Annotated in this window: 14 protein-coding genes, 1 tRNA gene, 2 pseudogenes and 2 riboswitches; of the genes and pseudogenes, 5 read left to right on the top strand and 12 right to left on the bottom strand. The window is 61.7% G+C overall.

Features of this window, described 5'->3' with window-relative positions:
* The 7 genes from GNZ12_RS37250 to GNZ12_RS37220 all read right to left on the bottom strand — a co-directional run.
* The coding region (locus GNZ12_RS37250) for a serine dehydratase beta chain (protein ID WP_328806122.1) at positions 1-543 on the bottom strand (543 nt) is incomplete at its 3' end.
* A 28-nt stretch (positions 544-571) separates the two neighbouring features.
* A complete protein-coding gene (locus tag GNZ12_RS37245) occupies positions 572-1,702 on the bottom strand; it encodes an alginate lyase family protein (protein WP_172317139.1) in 1,131 nt (376 codons plus the stop codon).
* A 117-nt stretch (positions 1,703-1,819) separates the two neighbouring features.
* Positions 1,820-4,750, bottom strand: coding sequence for an aminomethyl-transferring glycine dehydrogenase (gene gcvP, locus GNZ12_RS37240; RefSeq protein ID WP_172317137.1), 2,931 nt, complete (start codon positions 4,748-4,750; stop codon positions 1,820-1,822).
* Between the two features lie 94 nt (positions 4,751-4,844).
* Positions 4,845-5,225 carry a glycine cleavage system protein GcvH gene (gcvH, locus tag GNZ12_RS37235; RefSeq protein WP_172317135.1) on the bottom strand — a complete coding sequence of 127 codons (381 nt, stop codon included), beginning with the start codon at positions 5,223-5,225 and terminating at the stop codon, positions 4,845-4,847.
* A gap of 63 nt (positions 5,226-5,288) precedes the next feature.
* The gene (gene gcvT, locus GNZ12_RS37230) at positions 5,289-6,407 is read right to left on the bottom strand and encodes a glycine cleavage system aminomethyltransferase GcvT (protein WP_172317133.1); all 1,119 of its coding nucleotides are present in this window, start codon (positions 6,405-6,407) and stop codon (positions 5,289-5,291) included.
* Between the two features lie 81 nt (positions 6,408-6,488).
* Positions 6,489-6,640, bottom strand: a riboswitch (glycine riboswitch).
* 34 nt (positions 6,641-6,674) lie between these two features.
* A riboswitch (glycine riboswitch) is annotated at positions 6,675-6,775 on the bottom strand.
* Between the two features lie 143 nt (positions 6,776-6,918).
* Positions 6,919-7,278 carry a hypothetical protein gene (locus tag GNZ12_RS37225; RefSeq protein ID WP_172317131.1) on the bottom strand — a complete coding sequence of 120 codons (360 nt, stop codon included), beginning with the start codon at positions 7,276-7,278 and terminating at the stop codon, positions 6,919-6,921.
* 202 nt (positions 7,279-7,480) lie between these two features.
* Complete coding sequence (locus GNZ12_RS37220) at positions 7,481-8,530, bottom strand: oxidoreductase (protein ID WP_172317129.1); 1,050 nt, start codon at positions 8,528-8,530, stop codon at positions 7,481-7,483.
* 414 nt (positions 8,531-8,944) lie between these two features.
* Between GNZ12_RS37220 and GNZ12_RS37215 the strand changes: the two genes are divergently transcribed.
* Entirely contained in the window at positions 8,945-11,035 is a 2,091-nt protein-coding gene (locus GNZ12_RS37215; RefSeq protein ID WP_172317127.1) for a UvrD-helicase domain-containing protein, read from the top strand.
* Between the two features lie 70 nt (positions 11,036-11,105).
* Here the strand turns inward: GNZ12_RS37215 and GNZ12_RS37210 are convergent, their stop codons facing one another.
* Positions 11,106-12,005, bottom strand: coding sequence for a c-type cytochrome (locus GNZ12_RS37210; protein ID WP_172317125.1), 900 nt, complete (start codon positions 12,003-12,005; stop codon positions 11,106-11,108).
* Between the two features lie 296 nt (positions 12,006-12,301).
* Here GNZ12_RS37210 and GNZ12_RS37205 point away from each other — a divergent pair.
* Positions 12,302-12,377, top strand: a tRNA-Arg gene (locus tag GNZ12_RS37205).
* A gap of 65 nt (positions 12,378-12,442) precedes the next feature.
* Here GNZ12_RS37205 and GNZ12_RS37200 read toward each other — a convergent pair.
* Positions 12,443-12,772 (bottom strand): annotated as a pseudogene (locus tag GNZ12_RS37200) (tyrosine-type recombinase/integrase); the annotation flags it as partial.
* A 74-nt stretch (positions 12,773-12,846) separates the two neighbouring features.
* Here GNZ12_RS37200 and GNZ12_RS37195 point away from each other — a divergent pair.
* Positions 12,847-13,782 carry a phage portal protein gene (locus tag GNZ12_RS37195; RefSeq protein ID WP_235994009.1) on the top strand — a complete coding sequence of 312 codons (936 nt, stop codon included), beginning with the start codon at positions 12,847-12,849 and terminating at the stop codon, positions 13,780-13,782.
* Positions 13,783-14,040: 258 nt separating this feature from the next.
* Here GNZ12_RS37195 and GNZ12_RS45405 read toward each other — a convergent pair whose 3' ends face one another.
* From GNZ12_RS45405 to GNZ12_RS37180, 3 genes and pseudogenes are all read right to left on the bottom strand, one after another.
* Positions 14,041-14,928: a phosphotransferase gene (locus GNZ12_RS45405; RefSeq protein WP_328806121.1), complete on the bottom strand. Its 888-nt coding sequence runs from the start codon at positions 14,926-14,928 to the stop codon at positions 14,041-14,043.
* Positions 14,929-15,176: 248 nt separating this feature from the next.
* Positions 15,177-15,464: pseudogene (locus tag GNZ12_RS45670) on the bottom strand (response regulator); the annotation flags it as partial.
* Positions 15,461-16,000, bottom strand: coding sequence for a sensor histidine kinase (locus GNZ12_RS37180; protein WP_172317119.1), 540 nt, complete (start codon positions 15,998-16,000; stop codon positions 15,461-15,463). The gene GNZ12_RS37180 and the pseudogene GNZ12_RS45670, both read right to left, overlap by 4 nt.
* 138 nt (positions 16,001-16,138) lie before the next feature.
* Between GNZ12_RS37180 and GNZ12_RS37175 the strand changes: the two genes are divergently transcribed.
* Positions 16,139-16,486, top strand: a complete 348-nt coding sequence (locus GNZ12_RS37175; RefSeq protein ID WP_216673510.1) for a group II intron maturase-specific domain-containing protein — start codon at positions 16,139-16,141, stop codon at positions 16,484-16,486.
* Between the two features lie 432 nt (positions 16,487-16,918).
* Complete coding sequence (locus tag GNZ12_RS37170; protein ID WP_172317117.1) at positions 16,919-18,175, top strand: IS110 family RNA-guided transposase; 1,257 nt, start codon at positions 16,919-16,921, stop codon at positions 18,173-18,175.
* Positions 18,176-18,610 lie beyond the last annotated feature (435 nt).

The raw sequence follows: 18,610 nt of genomic DNA, 5'->3' as shown, positions 1-18,610 counted from the left end.
CGCGAGCAATTCGTTGCCGCTGCGGAACGAATGCGGCAATTGTTCGACGGCGCTTAGCACCTTCGTGTTCGGCGCGCCCGCCGTCACCACAAAACCGCCGCCCACCGACAGATACGTCGACTCGCGCAGCGTCTCGCCCTGCGCATCAAACGCACGCAGCTTCAGGCCGTTCGGATGCTCCGACAGCGCCTGGCGATAAAACGAAATGTGATCTTTCTGGACGAACGGCACGTCGTGCGTGCCGAGCAAGGCGAGCTTGCGCGACGCCTTCACCGCTTCCAGACGCTGCGCGATCGTGTCCGGATCGACCGTGTCAGGCGCATCGCCCATCAAGCCGAGCATCACGCCGCGATCGGTGCCGTGCCCCTTGCCGGTCGCACCGAGCGAGCCGTACAAATCCACTTTCACCGATGCCGTCGCCTCAAGGAGCCCATCGCGTTCGAGCCCTTGCGCGAACATCAGCGCCGCACGCATCGGCCCGACCGTATGCGAACTGGACGGACCAATGCCGATTTTGAAGAGGTCAAACACGCTAACTGCCATTTACTGCTCCCTGCTGATAAAAGTAAGTTTAGCGCGCCGGCAGCGGTAAACACACGGCGAGCCACGCGGGCGGCGTCGGTGCGAGCTGCAGCGCGATCGGCGTATAGCGTCCATCGAGACGCGCCGCCAGGTGAAACAGTTCTGTCGCGTTTTTCGGATCCCATTGACCCGAATAGCCGGGCAAACCGGCCTCGCGACGTTTGGCATCGAACGGAACGCTCGAATGCGCGAATTCTTCATGCGTCCTGCTGCCGTCCGCATACGGCGTGAGCCAGTTCAGTGCGGCTTGCAGCGACGCGCCGTTTGCCCCCTTCTCCGGCAACCAGTTGCGGTTGTGGCGGCGCGCGGCGAGCGCGGCGGTCACGAGCGGCTGCAGGTCGTAGGTGACGTAATGCAATGCATCGCGCTCGGCGAAGTCCACCGTTGAGCCGTCCGGCGCGATGTTGTCGCCGATATGCTCGTCGAACAAACGCTGCGCCGCGTTGATCATCTTGCGGTTATCGAGCGTGAACGCGGCCATCGCGATCAGCTTGATCCGGTGGCTTTGCCAATTGTTCTTGAACGTGCCCTTGAGCGGCCGTGGCTGCGCGTCGATCTGCTCGATATAGCCGCTCGCGAGCTTGGTCAGGAACGCCATCGATGCGTTGCGCGTTTTCACCGGCAGCGCGCTCGCGGTCATGTCATAGGCGAGGATCAGGCCTTCGAAATGGGTTTCGTCGATCGGATTGAAACTGGGTTGATAAGTCGTGACCCACGCATACAGCAGGCGGTCGACCAGCTTCAGATACCGGTCCTCGCTGGTCGCGCGCCAGGCGAGCGCGGCGTCGCGCAGCAGATCGAGATCCTTCTCCGCCTCGACGCTTTGATCGTAGATGCCCTCGTGCGGCAACGTGCCTTCGGTATGCAATTTCGCCACCGCATGCGGCGGGTCGTTCAGATGCGCCTGCACATTGCTCACCAGTGCTTTGACGCCCGGATCGGAATTCGTGCGCTCGCTGGTTTGCAGCGCGGGCGCTGCACAAAAATTCATCGCGGCTTGCGCCTGCCGCAGCGGCAGCAGCACCGCTGCGCCTGCCAACAACAGTGTGCAAGCCTGCTGCCACGTCTGGGCTCGCCTTGCTTCGGTCCGGCTTTGCATCCATCGCACCTTTCGCGCCATGCGAAACTCCTCGTTAGGCTGATTCGGTGTGTGATGTTAGCCGTTTGCAGTGACAAGCGACAGAACCGCGCAACGCCTGCTTACAACCTTCAGGCGATGCGCGGTTGGCGGCCACGCTTACTCGTAGTCGGCGATCGGCACGCAGGAGCAGAACAGATTGCGGTCGCCGTACACGTTGTCCGCACGGCCGACCGGCGGCCAGTACTTCTTCGCGATCAACGTGGGCAGCGGATACGCCGCGGTTTCGCGCGCATAGGCGTGCTTCCAGTCGTTGGCGATGACCACCGCCGCCGTATGCGGCGCGTGCTTCAGCGGATTGTCTTCGCGATCCGAGCGGCCTTCTTCCACGGCGCGAATTTCCTCGCGGATCGCGATCATCGCTTCGATGAAGCGGTCGAGCTCTTCCTTCGATTCCGATTCGGTCGGCTCGACCATCAGCGTGCCCGGCACCGGGAAGCTCATGGTCGGTGCGTGGAAGCCGTAGTCGGCGAGACGCTTGGCGACGTCGTCGACGGTGATGCCGCTGGTTTCCTTGATCGGACGCAGATCGAGAATGCACTCGTGCGCAACCAGTCCGCCTGGGCCCGAGTACAGCACCGGGTAATGCGGCGCGAGTTTGTTCGCGACGTAGTTCGCGTTGAGAATCGCGGTTTCGGTGGCAGCCGTGAGGTTCTTCGCGCCCATCATCGCGATGTACATCCACGAAATCGGCAGGATCGACGCGGAACCGTACGGTGCGCCCGACACGGCGCCGATACCGTTCGGCGTGCGTTCATAGCCCGACGAAATCTGATTCGGCAGGAATTGCGCGAGATGCGCGCCGACCGCGACCGGACCAACGCCCGGTCCGCCGCCGCCGTGCGGAATGCAGAAGGTCTTGTGCAGATTCAGGTGCGAGACGTCGCCGCCGAACTGGCCCGGCGCACACAGGCCGACCATCGCGTTCATGTTCGCGCCGTCGACGTAGACCTGGCCGCCGTGCGCATGCACGATCTCGCAGATTTCGCGGACGTTCGATTCGAACACGCCGTGTGTGGACGGGTACGTGATCATGATCGCCGCGAGCTTGTCGGCGTGCTGATCGGCCTTCTTCTGCAGATCGGCGATATCGACGTTGCCTTGCGCGTCGCAAGCGACGACGACGACCTGCATGCCGGCCATTTGCGCCGACGCCGGGTTCGTGCCGTGCGCCGAAGCGGGAATCAGGCAGACATTGCGGTGGCCTTCGCCGCGCGATGCGTGGTACGCGTGAATGATCAAGAGACCCGCGTATTCACCTTGCGAGCCGGCATTCGGCTGCAGCGACACGGCTGCGTAGCCGGTGGCCGCGACCAGCATCTGTTCGAGCTGATCGATCATTTCGCGGTAGCCGACCGTTTGCTCAGCCGGAGCAAACGGGTGAATCTGACCGAATTCGGGCCACGTGACCGGCAGCATTTCCGAGGTCGCGTTCAGCTTCATGGTGCAGGAGCCGAGCGGGATCATCGAGCGGTCGAGTGCCAGATCCTTGTCGGAGAGGCTGCGCAGGTAGCGCAGCATTTCCGTTTCCGAATGGTGGCGGTTGAACACGTGGTGCGTGAGGTACGCGCTGGTGCGTTCGAGCGCGGCGGGCACGCTGTTCTCGGCGGGGAGTTCTGCGTCGAGGGCGTCGATTTGCGGGACTTCTTCGACAAATGCCGCTTGCGCAAATGCCGCGAGCAGATCGGCCAGATCGCTGCGCTTGGTGGTTTCGTCGATCGAGATGCCGACGCGCGTGTCGCTCACGCGGCGCAGATTGATGCGCTTGGCCGTCGCCGCGTCATGCAGCGCCTGGGTGCGTGAGCCGGTTTCGAACGTGAGCGTGTCGAAGAATGTGTCGTTGACGAGCGTGTAACCGAGCTTCTTCGCGCCGGCTGCGAGCAGCGCCGCGATACGGTTCACGCGCAGCGCGATCGTCTTCAGACCATGCGGGCCGTGGTAGACGGCGTACATGCTGGCCATGATCGCGAGCAGCGCTTGCGCGGTACACACGTTCGAGGTCGCCTTTTCGCGGCGGATATGTTGTTCGCGCGTTTGCAGAGCCAGACGCAACGCCGGATTGCCTTGGGCATCGACGGTCACGCCGACCAGACGGCCCGGCATCTGGCGCTTGAATTCGTCGCGCACAGCGAGGTAAGCCGCGTGCGGGCCGCCGAAACCAACCGGCACGCCGAAACGCTGCGTGTTGCCGACGGCCACGTCCGCACCCCATTCGCCCGGCGGCGTGAGCACGGTCAGCGCGAGCAGGTCGGCGGCGACCACCACGTGGCCGCCCGCTGCGTGGATGGCATCAGCAAGTGCGCGGTAGTCGCGCACATCGCCGTTCACGCCCGGGTATTGCAACAGCACGCCGAACGCATTCGCGTTCGCCGCATCCGCTGCCGGGCCGACTTTTACTTCGATGCCGACCGGCGTGGCGCGCGTCTTCACCACTTCGATGGTTTGCGGCAGCACGTCGTCGGCGACGTAGAACACGTTCGACTTCGGCTTGCCGATGCGTTGCAGCAGCGTCATCGCTTCGGCGGCAGCGGTTGCTTCGTCGAGCAGCGAGGCGTTCGAGATCGCCAGACCGGTGAGGTCGACGATCATCTGCTGGAAGTTCAGCAGCGCCTCCAGACGGCCCTGCGAGATTTCCGGCTGATACGGCGTGTAGGCGGTGTACCACGCCGGATTTTCCAGCACGTTACGCAGGATCACCGTCGGCGTGTGCGCGTTGTAATAACCCTGCCCGATGTACGAGCGGAACACCTGGTTCTTGTCCGCCAGCTCACGCAGTGCGGCGAGCGCTTCGGCTTCGCTCTTCGGCTGGGCGAAGGGGCCGAGCGGCAGCGTTTCGGTGCGGCGGATCGTCTTCGGAATGACGGCGTCGATCAGCGCGGCGCGCGACGCGAAGCCGAGGGCTTCGAGCATCGCATGCTGGTCGGCCGAATCCGGGCCGATGTGCCGTTCAGCGAAGGCATCATGCACTTCGAGCGCGGCGAGCGAGAGAGGAGTGCGGTTCATCAGACGATCCGGGTGTTCGAGCTTCATGAGGTGTTCCTGCCGGTGCGGGCGTCCGTTCGACGGTTGAATCGGACGCGCCGCGCCTGTCGGGTTTAAACGTAATGGTGCAACGTGCGGTGAATCAGGCGCCGATCGCCTTCGAGTACGCGTCCGCGTCGATCAGGCGGTCAAGCGATGCGCCCGCGGCCGGCTTGATCTTGAAGAGCCAGTTCTCGTACGGTGCGCTGTTGACGCCGTCCGGCGTGTCGGCGACGGCCGGGTTCGCTTCGATGATTTCGCCCGAAACCGGCGCGTAGATATCGGAAGCGGCTTTTACCGATTCGATCACGGCGACGGTGTCGCCAGCGTCGACGGTCTTGCCCAGTTCCTGGACTTCGAAGAAGACGATATCGCCGAGCGCTTCCTGCGCGTGGTCGGTGATGCCGACCGTCAGCGTGCCGTCCGCTTCGGTGCGGACCCACTCGTGCGATTCGGTGTATTTCAGATCGGCCGGGATGCTCATCGGATGCTCCTATGCGGTGTTATTCGGTATGAACTTAAAAAGGTAAACGCACGCGCCGGCTGCTTAAACTGCGAGCACTTTGCCGTTGCGTACGAACGGCAGTTTTACCACGCTTGCGGGTACGTTTTTGTCACGAATCTGGACGTGAACGGTGTCGCCTGGCTGCACGCCTTTCGGCACGCGCGCGAAGGCGATCGATTCCTGCATCGTGGGGGAAAAAGTGCCGCTGGTGATTTCGCCTTCGCCCTGCGGCGTGACGACTTTCTGGTGAGCACGCAGCACGCCTGCCGCCTTGCCGTTTTCCTTCAGCAGGATCAGACCGACGAACGAGGCCTGTGAGCCATCGGCTTCGAGCTTGCTTTTGCCGACGAAGTCGCGGGGCGAGGTCAGATCGACGGTCCAGGCGAGGCCGGCGTCGAGCGGCGAGACGTTGTCGTCCATATCCTGGCCGTACAGGTTCATGCCGGCTTCGAGACGCAGCGTGTCGCGCGCGCCGAGACCGGCGGGGCGCACGCCTTGACGTACCAATGCGTCCCAGAACTCGCAGACGGACGTTGCGGGCAGGACGATTTCGAAGCCGTCTTCGCCGGTGTAGCCGGTGCGGGCAATCATCAATTCGCCAAACGGCGTGTTGTCGACGATCGCGGCGTTAAACGGCTTAAGGAGTTCGGTCGAGGTGCGGCTGGACGGCGCGACTTGCCAGACCTTATCGCGGGCGTTCGGGCCCTGCACGGCGACGATCGCCAGATCGCGGCGCGGCGTGATGGTCAGGCCGTAGCTGCCTTCGGCGTTGAGCTTGCTGAACCAGGCGACGTCTTTCTCGGCGGTACCGGCGTTGACGACCAGGCGGAAGTGCGTCTCGCTGAAGTAGTAGACGATCAGATCGTCGATCACGCCGCCATTCGGGTTCAGCAGACAGGAGTAGAGCGCGCGGCCCGGCGTTTGCAGCTTGCCGACATTGTTGGCAAGCGCATGTTCGAAAAAGGGCCGCACGCGTTCGCCGGTGAAATCGACGACGCACATGTGCGAGACGTCGAACATGCCGGCGTCGGTGCGCACGGCGCGGTGTTCGTCGATCTGCGAGCCGTAGTTGACGGGCATGTCCCAGCCGCCGAAATCGACCATGCGGGCGTTAAGCGCACGATGGGTGGCGTTGAGCGGGGTGTGTTTGAGTTCGGTCATGGGGCCTCAGGCGTCTCGCGAAACAAAAAAGGCCATGCGGCACTACGCCTCGCGGCCTGCTGGCTGCGAGCGATTGCGTTGCATGACCCCTCTGTCCTCGATACCTGAGAGATTGCGCTGCCGTGCGATGTTGAAGCCGTGATCGCCACGGTGAAGCGCGCGCCCCTTCGGTGGGCAGCCTGCCAAAGTCTGCTCAATGCAGACGGCTACTGCCGCTCTCCAGAGTGCGAAAAACCGATGCCCTGATGTTGCCTGGGCGCGGGTTTTTCGACGCAGTCGGTCCTTTTGCCTGAGAGTTTGCGGGTGTGCCCCTTCGGCGGCGCGGCCTGCGATTCTCTGCGGCCAGCACGCTCTCCCGACGCGTGCGGCGAATGTACGCGAGGGCCGGGGGCTTGTCAAATAAAGGCCCGCAAGGGGCGCGGGGGTTGGCGCTGCGGGCTCGCGAAAGTTAAAAAAAAAGCGCGGGACGTGATGCCCGCGCTTCTTTGCTGCAGTGCCTGAACCGGCGCGGTTATTCGCCGATGGCGTGTGCCGCGTTGTCCAGTTCCTGGTTCAGCACGCGCTGTTCGTCGCCGGACAGGCCGCCGCCGTGTTGCGCTGCCATGTCGTGCGCTTCCTGACGGATCACGTCGAGGCGGTGATGCAACGCGCCGCCTTGCGGGGGCGGGTAGTAGCCTTGGTTGACGTGCGCGTCAATGCGGCGGCTCAGGTTGTCGATACGGCCGTCGACCTGATGGAGGCGCTCATCCGCGATTTGCTGCGGGTTAGGACGCGGTGCCGGTGCCGGCGCGGGTTGCTGGGGGGCCACCACGCAGGCGGCCAGGGAGCTGAGCAATGCGCATGCTGCTACTGCGCGGGCGATACGGGGCATGGACTCTCCGGAAGTCGTTGTCATTTTGTGGTGCTACTGGGGTAGCAACGGATTATCCGGGATTCGCGCTGACCAGGGAGGCGGAGTTATTTGTAACGTTATGTTCCTTTCGGGCTTGTCAGGACTTTTTCCCTTTGGCGGCGGCATGGTCGGTGTGCTACCGCCAAAGGGCGCCCAAAGCGCTCCGTAGCGGAGGGAAAAGTCAGCGAATACGCTCAAACGGAAGCCGGGTACCTTCCTCGGAACTCCGGGCAGCAAGCTGGATAATCGTCATCACGTCGACCGCATCCTGAGCGCTGACCGGGAATTTCACGCCATTCTGAATGGTGTCCGCCAGCGCAATATAAAAGCCAACATACTCCCCGTTACGCGTAGGCACCGCCCGCTCGACTTCCTGATCGCCTTCGAGCACACGCACTACCCCCGCCGTATTGTCGGCGCCGAACCCCTCGTCGCCAGGCCGCAAGCCCGCTTTCAACTGATCTTCCTGCGTATCGAGCCCGTATTTCACGTAGCTCCCCTGCGTGCCGTGAATCGCAAACCTCGGCGCGACTAGCGCAGTCAACGCGCTGGCATGCAACACCACTTCGAACTCGCCGTACCCTAGTTGAATATGCACGTAGTCCGGCGCGCTGGCCTGCTCGCGATGGGTCCGAACCGTCGCGGATACGGTCTGCGGTGCGCCGAACAACGCCAACGCCTGATCGATCAGGTGCGGTCCAAGGTCGAGCAGCAGACCGCCGCCGCGCGAAGTCTCTTCGCGCCACCGCTGCCGAACCTCCGGGCGGAAACGGTCGAAATGCGATTCGTATTGCGTGATGCGGCCCAATTCTCTGCTGGCCAGCAGATCCCGCACGGTCAGAAAGTCACCGTCCCAGCGGCGGTTGTGAAAGGGCACGAACCGCTTGCCCCGGGCGAGTGCAATGTTGGCAAGCGTGTGGGCATCCGCGGCAGTCAGGGTAACCGGCTTGTCGACCACCACGTGCTTGCCCGCCTCCAGGGCGCGGCGCGCCAGGTCGAAGTGCGTGTCATTGGGCGTCGCGATCACGACGCACTCGACTTCTTCGAGCGCCAGCAGCGCGTCGAGATCGGCCACCACCTTCGCGTGCGGGTAATCGGCCAGCGCGTGCTCGGGCTGACTCGTCGCGATGGCCGCGATGCTCGCTCGCCCGCAGTGCTCGATCACCGGCGCATGAAAGGTCGCGCCAGCAAAACCGTAACCCATCAATCCAATCTTCAGCGATGCGGACATGCGTGTCTTCCTGCAAAAACGGCGCGCCGCTTTGCCACTGCGGCGACGGCGCGCAACACTGTAATTGTGGCATGTCCCGAAGGCGGGCTGTCAGCATTGGTGCGGAGGCTGTCAGTGACAGTCTGCCAGGGTGTCGGGCGCAGCCGTTCGTTGAGACGACCCGCGCCGGCCTTGGCGCGCTCCTTAGCCACGGTGGCGAGCGGCGTCATCGGCCTGGGCATCCGACGCGGTCGTCCGTCGCGGTCATCCGTGTTAACATCGCTCCTCTCGCGCGGGAACGCAGCGAGCCGGAACGCCCTCGCTGCCACGCGAGTTGTCTGTTCCAGCCGCCCGCCCCGTGCAGCATGCCCCCGGGCCTTCGGTCTCGCGATTTCGAACCCAAGCGCCCTCAACCGCATTACCCATCCACAGACGATGTCCGCAGGCCTGAACCCCGCTCAAAATGAAGCGGTCCGTTATCTTGACGGTCCGTGTCTCGTGCTCGCCGGCGCAGGCAGCGGCAAGACGCGCGTGATCACGCAGAAAATCGCCCACCTGATCGAAGCCAAAGGCTTCGAGCCGCGCCACATCGCCGCCGTCACGTTCACGAACAAGGCCGCGTTGGAAATGCGCGAGCGCGTCGGCAAGCTGCTCGAAGGCAAGACGCTCACCACGCCCGGCAAGGAAGGCCGCAAAGTGCCCGTCAACCAGTTGACGGTCTGCACCTTCCACTCGCTCGGCGTGCAGATTCTGCGGCAGGAAGCGGAACACGTCGGCCTGAAGCCGCAGTTCTCGATCATGGATTCCGATGACTGCTTCGGCCTGATCCAGGAACAGGTCGGCTCGACGGACAAGGGCTTCATCCGCAAGATCCAGTCGATCATCTCGCTGTGGAAGAACGGCATGGTCATGCCCGAGCAGGCGATCGCGATCGCCGCGAACGAGGACGAACATCAGGCCGCGATCGTCTACCGTAATTACGTGGCGACGCTGCATGCGTATCAGGCGGTCGATTTCGACGACCTGATCCGTCTGCCTGCCGAACTCTTCGAGAAGAACGAGCAGGTGCGCGACCGCTGGCAGAACAAGCTGCGCTATCTGCTGATCGACGAGTATCAGGACACCAACGCCTGCCAGTACGAACTGGTGAAACTGCTGGCCGGCAAGCGCGCGGCGTTCACGGCGGTCGGCGACGACGATCAGGCGATCTATGGCTGGCGCGGCGCAACGCTCGAAAATCTCGGGCAGCTCAGCAAGGATTTTCCGAAGCTGCATCTGATCAAGCTCGAGCAGAACTACCGTTCGACGGTGCGCATTCTGACCGCCGCGAACAACGTGATCGCGAACAACCCGAAGCTGTTCGAAAAGAAGCTCTGGTCCGAACACGGCATGGGCGACACGATCACCGTCACACCTTGCAACGACGAAGAGCACGAGGCCGAGTCTGTTGTGTTCCGCCTGTCCGCGCACAAATTCGAGCGGCGCGCGAATTTCCGCGACTACGCGATTTTGTACCGCGGCAACTTTCAGGCGCGCATCTTCGAACAGGTGCTGCGTCGTGAACGGATTCCGTATGTGCTGTCGGGCGGGCAGTCGTTCTTCGACAAAGCCGAGATCAAGGATATCTGCGCGTATTTGCGCCTGATCGCCAACGCGAACGACGACCCGGCGTTCATCCGCGCGATCACCACACCGCGCCGCGGCGTCGGCAATACGACGCTCGAAGCGCTCGGCTCGTTTGCGGGCCAGGCGAAGGTGTCGCTGTTCGAAGCGGTGTATATGGGCGGCATCGAGGCGCGCCTGTCACCGCGTCAGATTGAACCGATGCGTGTATTTTGCGACTTCATGCAGCGCCTCACCGATCGCGCCGAGAAGGATGCCGCCGGCACGCTGCTCGACGAACTGATGGACGCGATCCACTACGAAGCCTATCTGTACGACGCGTTCGACGAACGTCAGGCGCAGTCCAAGTGGCAGAACGTGCTCGAGTTCATGGAATGGTTGAAGCGCAAAGGCACCAAGGCTGAGCCCGAGGGTTCGGAGAAGAGCGAGGCAACCGGCTACGACACCGCCGACGGCCTCGGCGACACCGGCAAGAGTCTGCTCGGCCTGATCCAGACTGTCGCTCTGATGTCGATGCTCGAAGGCCGCGAAGAAGATCCGGACGCCGTGCGGCTCTCGACGGTGCACGCGTCGAAGGGGCTGGAGTATCCGCACGTGTTTCTGGTGGGCGTCGAAGAAGGCATCATGCCGCACCGCGGCGGCCCGGACGACGAGCCGATCGACGACGCGCGCATCGAGGAAGAGCGTCGTCTGATGTACGTCGCGATCACGCGTGCGCAGCGCAGCCTGCATCTGAACTGGTGCAAGAAGCGCAAGCGCGCACGCGAAACCGTGGTGTGCGAGCCGTCACGCTTCATCCCCGAGATGCTGCTCGACGATGCGCCGCCGCCGACCCCCGAAGAAGCGCCGATGTCACCGAAAGACCGGCTCGCGAGTTTGAAGGCGCTGTTGCAGAAGCCTTGAAGAAAAAATCCCTGCCCGTGTCGCCACGGTGCAGGGATTTTTTTGTTCTGCGACAACCGCCGGGAGCGCCTTACTTCGCCGCGCTGACCATGTAGTCGACGGCGGCCTTCACGTCCGCATCGGAGGCTGTCGAGCCGCCTTTGGGCGGCATCGCCCCCTTGCCGTGCAGTGCGTAGTTGTAGATCGTGTCCATCGGGTCTTTCAGGCGAGGCGCCCACGCGTCCTTGTCGCCGAACTTCGGTGCGTTCAGCACGCCGGCCGCGTGACACGCCTGGCAAACCTGCTGATACAGCGCCTTGCCGGCTTGCGAGGCGTCTGCGCTTTGTGCCCCGCCGGCTGCCGGTGCAGCCGCTTGCGGCACGCTGGCCATGGCTGCCATCGCGGCAGCGGCTTGTGCGGCGCCTGCGTCCGAAGCACCCGCCGGCGCGGCGGCGGCAGCGCCCGAGGCGGCGGCTGCCGCACCCGCTGCCGGTTGCGCCGGTTCAGGGAAACTCCCGCCAGAATTGTTCGCCATGTAGACCACCGCACGGGCGATTTCGAAGTCGCTGTAGTCGTCCGGGCTGGTGCCGCCGCGCGGGGGCATCGCGCCCTTGCCGGTGAGCGCCGTGTGCCACAACGTGTCGAAGCCCTGCGCAATGCGCGGCGCCCAGTCGGCGGTGTTGGTGAATTTCGGCGCGCCTGCCGCACCCGCTGCGTGACAGGCGGAGCAAACGGCCTTGTAGACCTCTTCGCCCGTTTTGTAGACGCGTGGAGCATTGGCGTCGCGAATGTCGACCTGGGCGAGCGGTTTGATGCGCGCGCTGACCTCGGCTTGGGAAAGACTGTCTGTGCCAGCGCCTGTGCGCGTCGAGTTATCGACGTAGATCACTAGCAGAACGATGATGACGATCGGTACCGCAAAACTGGCAATGATCGCGGCAATGAGCTGCCCGGGGGTTTTGATTGGGGCTCCGTGTGGTGCTTCGCTCATGCTTGTCTCGTCTCCGTGGGTATGTGAGCGGTACAGCGTGACGGCAACTTCTTGTTCTTTAATCAGGCACGGACGATTATAGACGCAACATTTCAGCGGCGGCGAGGGGCGCGGCGAGGTGTTCAGCAGGCGTTTACCCGCATCGCGGGGCGCGGCCGGCATTGCCTGGATTGCGGGCAACAGGCGCTCGATCCCGTCATATAGGCCGTCCGGTGGACGGTTTGGCCGAAACCGGGTATCCTTTCGGTCTCGCTTTGGCGTCGCTCCTGTTCAGGTTGCCGCGCTTTCGTGTTGAAGCGCCCGTAGCTCAATGGATAGAGTACTGCCCTCCGAAGGCAGGGGTTGCTGGTTCGATCCCAGCCGGGCGCACCAAGTCTGACAAGGGTTCCAACGGATTCACCCGTTCCCGCTCCCCCCGAATTACACCTAAATTGCACCTACACTGCGGCCAGGTGTAGCTTCGCCGGCACTTCGGTTATCGCATGCACCCACTGCGACAGATGATCGGCCGACAGGTGGGCATAGCGCTGCACCATTTCCATCGTTTCCCATCGTCCCAGCTCCTTCAGCACCTGGATAGGCGTACCGCGCTGCACATGCCAGCTCGCCCACGTATGGCGCAGATCGTGCCAGCGGAAGTCGCGGATGCCGACGCGCTTCAGCGCCTTTTTCCACGCGGCCGTCACGGTCTGGTAGACCGGGCTGCCGTGGTACACAAACACGCTTTCAACATGCTCGGGTTTCCGTTTCTTCGGGAGCTGCCGCCGCACCGCCGACGCCGGCCGCACCGTCGACGGCGCCGAGGGCCGAGGCCTTCACCTTCGGCGACCCCGTGCCGGTGATGGATCGCGCCGAGATTCTGGATTACGTCGAAACCTGGTCGGCCGGAAACTGGTTCGAGCCGCCGGTGTCCTGGTCGGGCCTGGCTAAGACATTCCGCGCCGGTGTCCATCACGGCTCCGCGATCTACTTCAAACGCAACGTGCTATCGGCGACGTTCATTCCGCACAGGTTGCTCACGCGCGAGGTGTTCGATAAGTGGGCGCTCGATTTCCTCACGTTCGGCAATGGGTATCTTGAGCTGCGAAAGAACCGGCTAGGCGGGCCGCTCGCGTTCGAGCGTGCGCCGGCCAAGTACATGCGCCGCGCGGCGGACCTGCAGCGCTTTTATCAGGTCAACGGGTGGCAGGTGTCGCACGAGTTCGCGGCCGGGACCGTGCATCACTTGATGGAGCCGGACATTAACCAGGAGGTGTACGGCTTGCCCGAATATCTCGGCGCGCTGCACGCGGCATGGTTGAACGAGTCGGCGACGCTATTTCGCCGGCGGTATTACGAGAATGGTTCGCATGCGGGTTTCATCCTGTACATGACGGATGCGGCACAGTCGCAAACCGATGTCGACGACATGCGCGCAGCGTTGAAAAACAGCAAGGGGCCGGGCAATTTCCGAAACCTGTTTATGTACGCGCCGAACGGCAAGAAAGACGGCATTCAGCTCATTCCCGTTTCCGAGGTCACGGCGAAAGACGAGTTTTTCAATATCAAGAATGTGACGCGCGACGACTTGCTCGCGGCGCATCGTATCCCGCCGCAGCTCATGGGGATCGTGCCGAGCAATACGGGCGGGTTTGGTGCGGCCGAAACAGCCGCCGAGGTATTCGGGCGTAACGAAATCGAGCCGTTGCAGCGTCGATTCGCGCAGCTTAATGATCGGATCGGCGAGGAGGTGGTGCGCTTCAATCGATACAGCATCAATCCGGCCGTTAAACCATAGGGGCAGGAACGAAAGAAGTTCTGTAAGGGTGGTCGCAACTCCCCATACGTTGATGTGAGAAGGGCATCGCGTCACCGTAAAAGAGGGCTGCCTGCTATGAGAGACTTGTACACGGCAAAACTGAGCTGCGTCCTAAGATAACCGCCGCTGCCGGGCGTCGACAAGAAGCTCCGTTGGATCTTGTCCGTTGTTGTACGCCTCAATTTCTAGCAGCCGAGGTTTCGCTTCTACGAATCACGGTCGCCCTTCATATCAGGGCTACGTACGCTCAAAGGCAACTCGTACCCCTTGCAAAAGTCCTCGGATAAGGTCCTTATCGGTGTCCGGATATTTCGGCTGCCGAACCAGATAAGCGTACGCGACAGCAAGTATTTCACGCTTGCTGACAGACCTTGCATCGGCCCATGTTCGACATGCCTTAACAAACTCCGGCGATGGGCAGTTTTTAAGATAGGTGTTGATGTCCAAAAATACCGAACTGGCAGAATCGCCAGGCCATCCAGATCCTTTCATTGGTCCATCGACGTGGAAAAGGGCGCTTAGCTCTAGCGTTATCGGATCGCGTGTAGCCGGGCCATCGGACATATCCCCGAAGTCGATCAATATGGGCATCGACTTCTGGTCAACCAAAATATTGGCCCCGTGCAAATCTCCGTGCGTACATGACCAGCTCGTCTGCACCATTTGATTTTCGAGAGAACCGATCCAGTCAAAATTTAGTTCACCACGAACGTAAGCAAAATCGGCATCGGAAATCTCGATCCTCCTGATGTCCGAAAAATGCCTGCGTTCTTGACCTCTCGCCCACGGGTCCATCATGCGTTTGAGTTCGTTGATCGTTTCTACGATTCGAGAGCCGTCGTGCAAAATCGAAAACACGTTTTCGTCATATCCGCTTGCCAGTTGATAGAACACCCCAGCGTCCCCTGCGGCCCCCCAGCGCTGAACTCTGACTTTGCGTGGCGTTGCGGCTGGAGGCAGGCGGTTGGCAAATTTGTCGTAACGGGTAGCTTCGTCAAGGACGCTCGACAATTCGCCCAATTTGCACACGACGCTTTGCGTAAGATTTCCTTGTGCGTCTCGGACATGCAGGCGAAAAAAACGGGTGTGCCGGAGAGCACGCCCGAAATACTCGCGACTGTGCATGTCGCACCGTCAATCGAGCGCGCAAAGATCCGTAGAAGTCGGTCGTAAGTGAGGGGCAATTCCAAGCTACCCCTATCTAGTTCGACACCTCGTGTTTGTTCGTATGACTTTATGTAAGAGCCCAACGTCCCCTCGAAGCTCAGGAGGTCTCGCTTACGGCTGAAGTTCACCATTTCGAGTTCTTCCGCGCTGCCCCATATATCGGCTTTCGTCGCCCCCTTGACGAGTTCCTCTATATGTTCGCCGTATTCCCGAGCTGATGAACCGGTCAGGATGAGGATAGGAGTTCCGGGCGATTTCTGTTGAGCCTCTGCTAGCCCGAGCATGCCGTGCGCCGGTTTGTCCGTTGCGTCGACTGCTTGTGCCGGAATACTCATGTCCAGCACCACCAGGTCAAAGAATTCCTTTTGGATCAGTGCGCTTGCCGACTCTGCATCTGTGCGTACAGATATGTATGCGTCCCCGCTCAGCCTTGACGTCATTTCCGATAGGACATCGATGTAATCGGGGTTATCTTCGACAATTAGAACGTTCATTGAGATCTCTGCCACGTAAGAGAAAACTTCGCACCGCCACCGCTTGACGGCTCTAAGCCTATAGTCCCGTCCATCGTTTCCATCGCCTGTTTCGCTATCGCTAGTCCAAACCCAGAGTGACGTGGTTTCGTACTTGTTCCGAGTTCAAACCATAACGTGTCTGTATTCGGTAGACCGATGCCTGAATCGATGACAGATATCCAACAGTCGATGTCAGTTACGCCCCATGAGATCACCACACCTGGAATATTTGGATGTTCTGTATCTAAAGTGCGAGATTTAGCGATTGTTTGGGCCTCTTTTGATGCGTCGACGGCATTACGTAGCCCGTTGCGTAGAGCGAGCTTGAGCAAGCGGGGTACGCCGTAGACTAACAACGGTCTAGTTCCGACCGCCAAGACTTCAACCGCCTGATCAAGCTGTTCCGCGTCTACTGTCTCGTCAACGAATGCTGCGAGATCGAATTGCTCCTGCGATGTTGCTTTGGTTGCCGACTGCAGGTCTTCAATAGCTGCTAAGGTGAGGGCGGTGACCACGCGGCTTCGGGAAGAGTTTGCCAAACTGCAGGTTGAGGTCAATGAAGAGAAGAGCCGCACCGTTAATCTGGACCGCTCAGAGAGCTTCGGCTTTCTGGGATTCGACTTCCGTCGACTCCGCAGCGTACAGAGGGAGGTGTGGCGGGGCACTATACGCCAAAGCTGAAGAAGCGCACGGCGTTATTGCGCAAGCTCAAAGAGGTGTTTCGGCGATACCAGTCGCAGCCGGTAGATCGGGTGGTAGAACTGATCAATCCCGTGTTACGCGGTTGGGTGAATTACTTCGCCGTTGGACATTCGAGCGAGTGCTTCAGCTTCATCAAAGACTGGGTAGAAAAGAAGATCAGGCGCCACATGGGGCGCTCCCGGAATCGACGCGGCTTCGGCTGGAAGCGGTGGAGCAGGCGTTGGCTGTACGAGGAACTGAAGCTGTTCAACGGCTATCGTGTTCGTCGTGCTGCCGCACCGAAAGCGCGCCCAGCATGATAGGTCCCATAAATCTTGACATGAAGCACACAGGAGAGCGTAGTGCCGGAAACCGGCCCGCTGCGTTCGACGTGGCGGGAGCTGGAAACGTGACCATGGTTGCCGGATTGCGGGCCATCGCGAAAGCGGGGGAATCACCACCGGCGCCTACCGGTGCGCGCGCCAGTTCTCGATATAGGTAGTCTGTCCTGCTTTCCGTGATACTGGTCACAGCTGACAGGTAGCTGCCAGCGAAGGCGGAACATGCACCCGTGGGCTACGAATAAGTTCTCGTAATGTACTGACATTTCTAGGGTCAGCTTCGAGTTCACGGGTGCGCCTGCGTCCAAACGAATACTCAGGGTTTGCCGTTGCACCGGCTTGCTATATCGCCTTCGGCGGACGTAGGCATGCATGTTCCTTTGCGTAATCTACTACTTGCAGAGGTCCCACATGTCGCTTCTACCCGAGCAGCCATTCACGGCCTATGTCGGTATCGACTGGGCGGACACGAAGCACGATATCTGCGTTCAGGCACCAGGCTCCCCCCGTCGCGAGTCGAGCTGCATTGCGCACCGGGTGGCGGCCATCGACGAATGGGCAAACGCGCTGCACCGGCGCTTCGGCGGACCGATTGCGGTGGCCCTTGAACTGGCCAAGGGGCCAATCGTGGCGGCGCTTCAGAAGTATGATTTCCTCGTGTTGTTTCCGATCAATCCGGCGACCCTGGCAAAGTATCGTGAGGCATTCCAGCCCAGTGGTGCCAAGAATGATCCGAAAGATGCGGAACTCGCGCTTGACCTCCTGCTGCACCATCCGGAGCGTTTCGGTCCCTTGAGGCCGCAGAGCGCCGCGATGCGGACACTGGTGAGCCTGGTGGAACGGCGCCGGCAGCTGGTTGGCGACCAGACCCGCCTGACCAATCGGCTGTGCGACACGCTCAAGCAGTATTACCCGCAGGCGCTGGAATGGTTCGATGACCGGGGCACGCTGCTGTTCTGCGACTTTCTCGACCGCTGGCCGACGCTGCGCTCGGTCAGGCAGGCCCGCACGGCGACCCTTGAGGCATTCTTCCATGCACACCACTGTCGCAGTGCTAGGCGGATCAGCGCCCGCATCGGATCGATCCGGGAGGCGGCACCGCTGACTGAAGATCCGGCGATCATCGGTCCGTGCAGGCTGCACGTGCTGGCACTGGCTGCACAGCTACGCGCTGTGCTGACCGCAATCGTGCAGTTCGAGCACGAGATCGCCGCGGTAGCGCCCACGCTGCCGGACTATACGCTGTTCAAGAACCTGCCGGGTGCCGGCGCGCAGCTCGCCCCCCGCCTGCTGGCTGCCTTCGGTGAGCAGCGGGAACGGTTCAGGAGTGCTGATGAACTGCAGAAGTACGTGGGTATTGCCCCGGTGACCGAGCGCAGCGGGAAACAGAGCTGGGTTCACTGGCGCCTGCAGTGTCCGAAATTCCTGCGCCAGACCTTCGTGGAATGGGCCGCCCAGACCATTCCACGCTCATTCTGGGCGGGCGCCTACTACCGGCAGCAGCGCGCGAAGGGCAGTTCGCACCACATCGCCGTGAGGGCTCTCGCGTTCAAGTGGATCCGCATTCTGTATCGATGCTGGCAAACGCGTACGCCGTACAACGAGACTGTGTATCTCAACGTGCTCAGGAAACGAGGTTCGCGCCTTCTGGGCACGCTGGGCGCTTAGGTCAAGACCGTGGCCTGTTCTTTTATCTGATTGGGGCAAGCCGCGCAGCGGCGCGTCAGGCCGAAGGCGAAGCTCGCGGGGAGACGGTGGGCAACGATGGAACCGCCGTCAGGCGGCTGTCCACAGCCTCGTGCTGTGGGCAGCGTCGTTGTCCACGGGCGGGCGTGGGATGATCGTCGTAGCGAGATTTAGACGTTAAAGAAAAAAGCTTGACAGACTTCCTCAGGGCATGACCCTACCGATGAGCGGGGTGTGGAAACGGAGTTAGGGCGAGGTTACTCGGGCACCGCCAGACGAAAGGGGCGGCAACAGACAAACCGAACCTACTGCCACCGCGCCACATCTCGATACCGATATGCGTCCGACGCGAGGATCGGGTGGTTCTCTCGCCCAAGCGACGGGTTAGCATCCGCGCCGGCGCTGCGTATCGAGGCC

It is taken from the genome of Paraburkholderia solitsugae, assembly GCF_013177695.1.
GTDB classification, from domain to species: Bacteria; Pseudomonadota; Gammaproteobacteria; order Burkholderiales; family Burkholderiaceae; genus Paraburkholderia; species Paraburkholderia solitsugae.
This window is presented reverse-complemented; position numbering and strand designations above follow the sequence as displayed.

What these genes read in the sequence shown, in the direction of transcription:
- GNZ12_RS45405 (WP_328806121.1), bottom strand. Translation starts at nt 14,928, where the DNA reads ATGCACAGTCGCGAGTATTTCGGGCGTGCTCTCCGGCACACCCGTTTT.
- gcvT (WP_172317133.1), bottom strand. Translation starts at nt 6,407, where the DNA reads ATGACCGAACTCAAACACACCCCGCTCAACGCCACCCATCGTGCGCTT.
- GNZ12_RS37220 (WP_172317129.1), bottom strand. Translation starts at nt 8,530, where the DNA reads ATGTCCGCATCGCTGAAGATTGGATTGATGGGTTACGGTTTTGCTGGC.
- GNZ12_RS37245 (WP_172317139.1), bottom strand. Translation starts at nt 1,702, where the DNA reads ATGGCGCGAAAGGTGCGATGGATGCAAAGCCGGACCGAAGCAAGGCGA.
- GNZ12_RS37215 (WP_172317127.1), top strand. Translation starts at nt 8,945, where the DNA reads ATGTCCGCAGGCCTGAACCCCGCTCAAAATGAAGCGGTCCGTTATCTT.
- gcvH (WP_172317135.1), bottom strand. Translation starts at nt 5,225, where the DNA reads ATGAGCATCCCGGCCGATCTGAAATACACCGAATCGCACGAGTGGGTC.
- GNZ12_RS37210 (WP_172317125.1), bottom strand. Translation starts at nt 12,005, where the DNA reads ATGAGCGAAGCACCACACGGAGCCCCAATCAAAACCCCCGGGCAGCTC.
- gcvP (WP_172317137.1), bottom strand. Translation starts at nt 4,750, where the DNA reads ATGAAGCTCGAACACCCGGATCGTCTGATGAACCGCACTCCTCTCTCG.
- GNZ12_RS37170 (WP_172317117.1), top strand. Translation starts at nt 16,919, where the DNA reads ATGTCGCTTCTACCCGAGCAGCCATTCACGGCCTATGTCGGTATCGAC.
- GNZ12_RS37195 (WP_235994009.1), top strand. Translation starts at nt 12,847, where the DNA reads ATGGATCGCGCCGAGATTCTGGATTACGTCGAAACCTGGTCGGCCGGA.
- GNZ12_RS37225 (WP_172317131.1), bottom strand. Translation starts at nt 7,278, where the DNA reads ATGCCCCGTATCGCCCGCGCAGTAGCAGCATGCGCATTGCTCAGCTCC.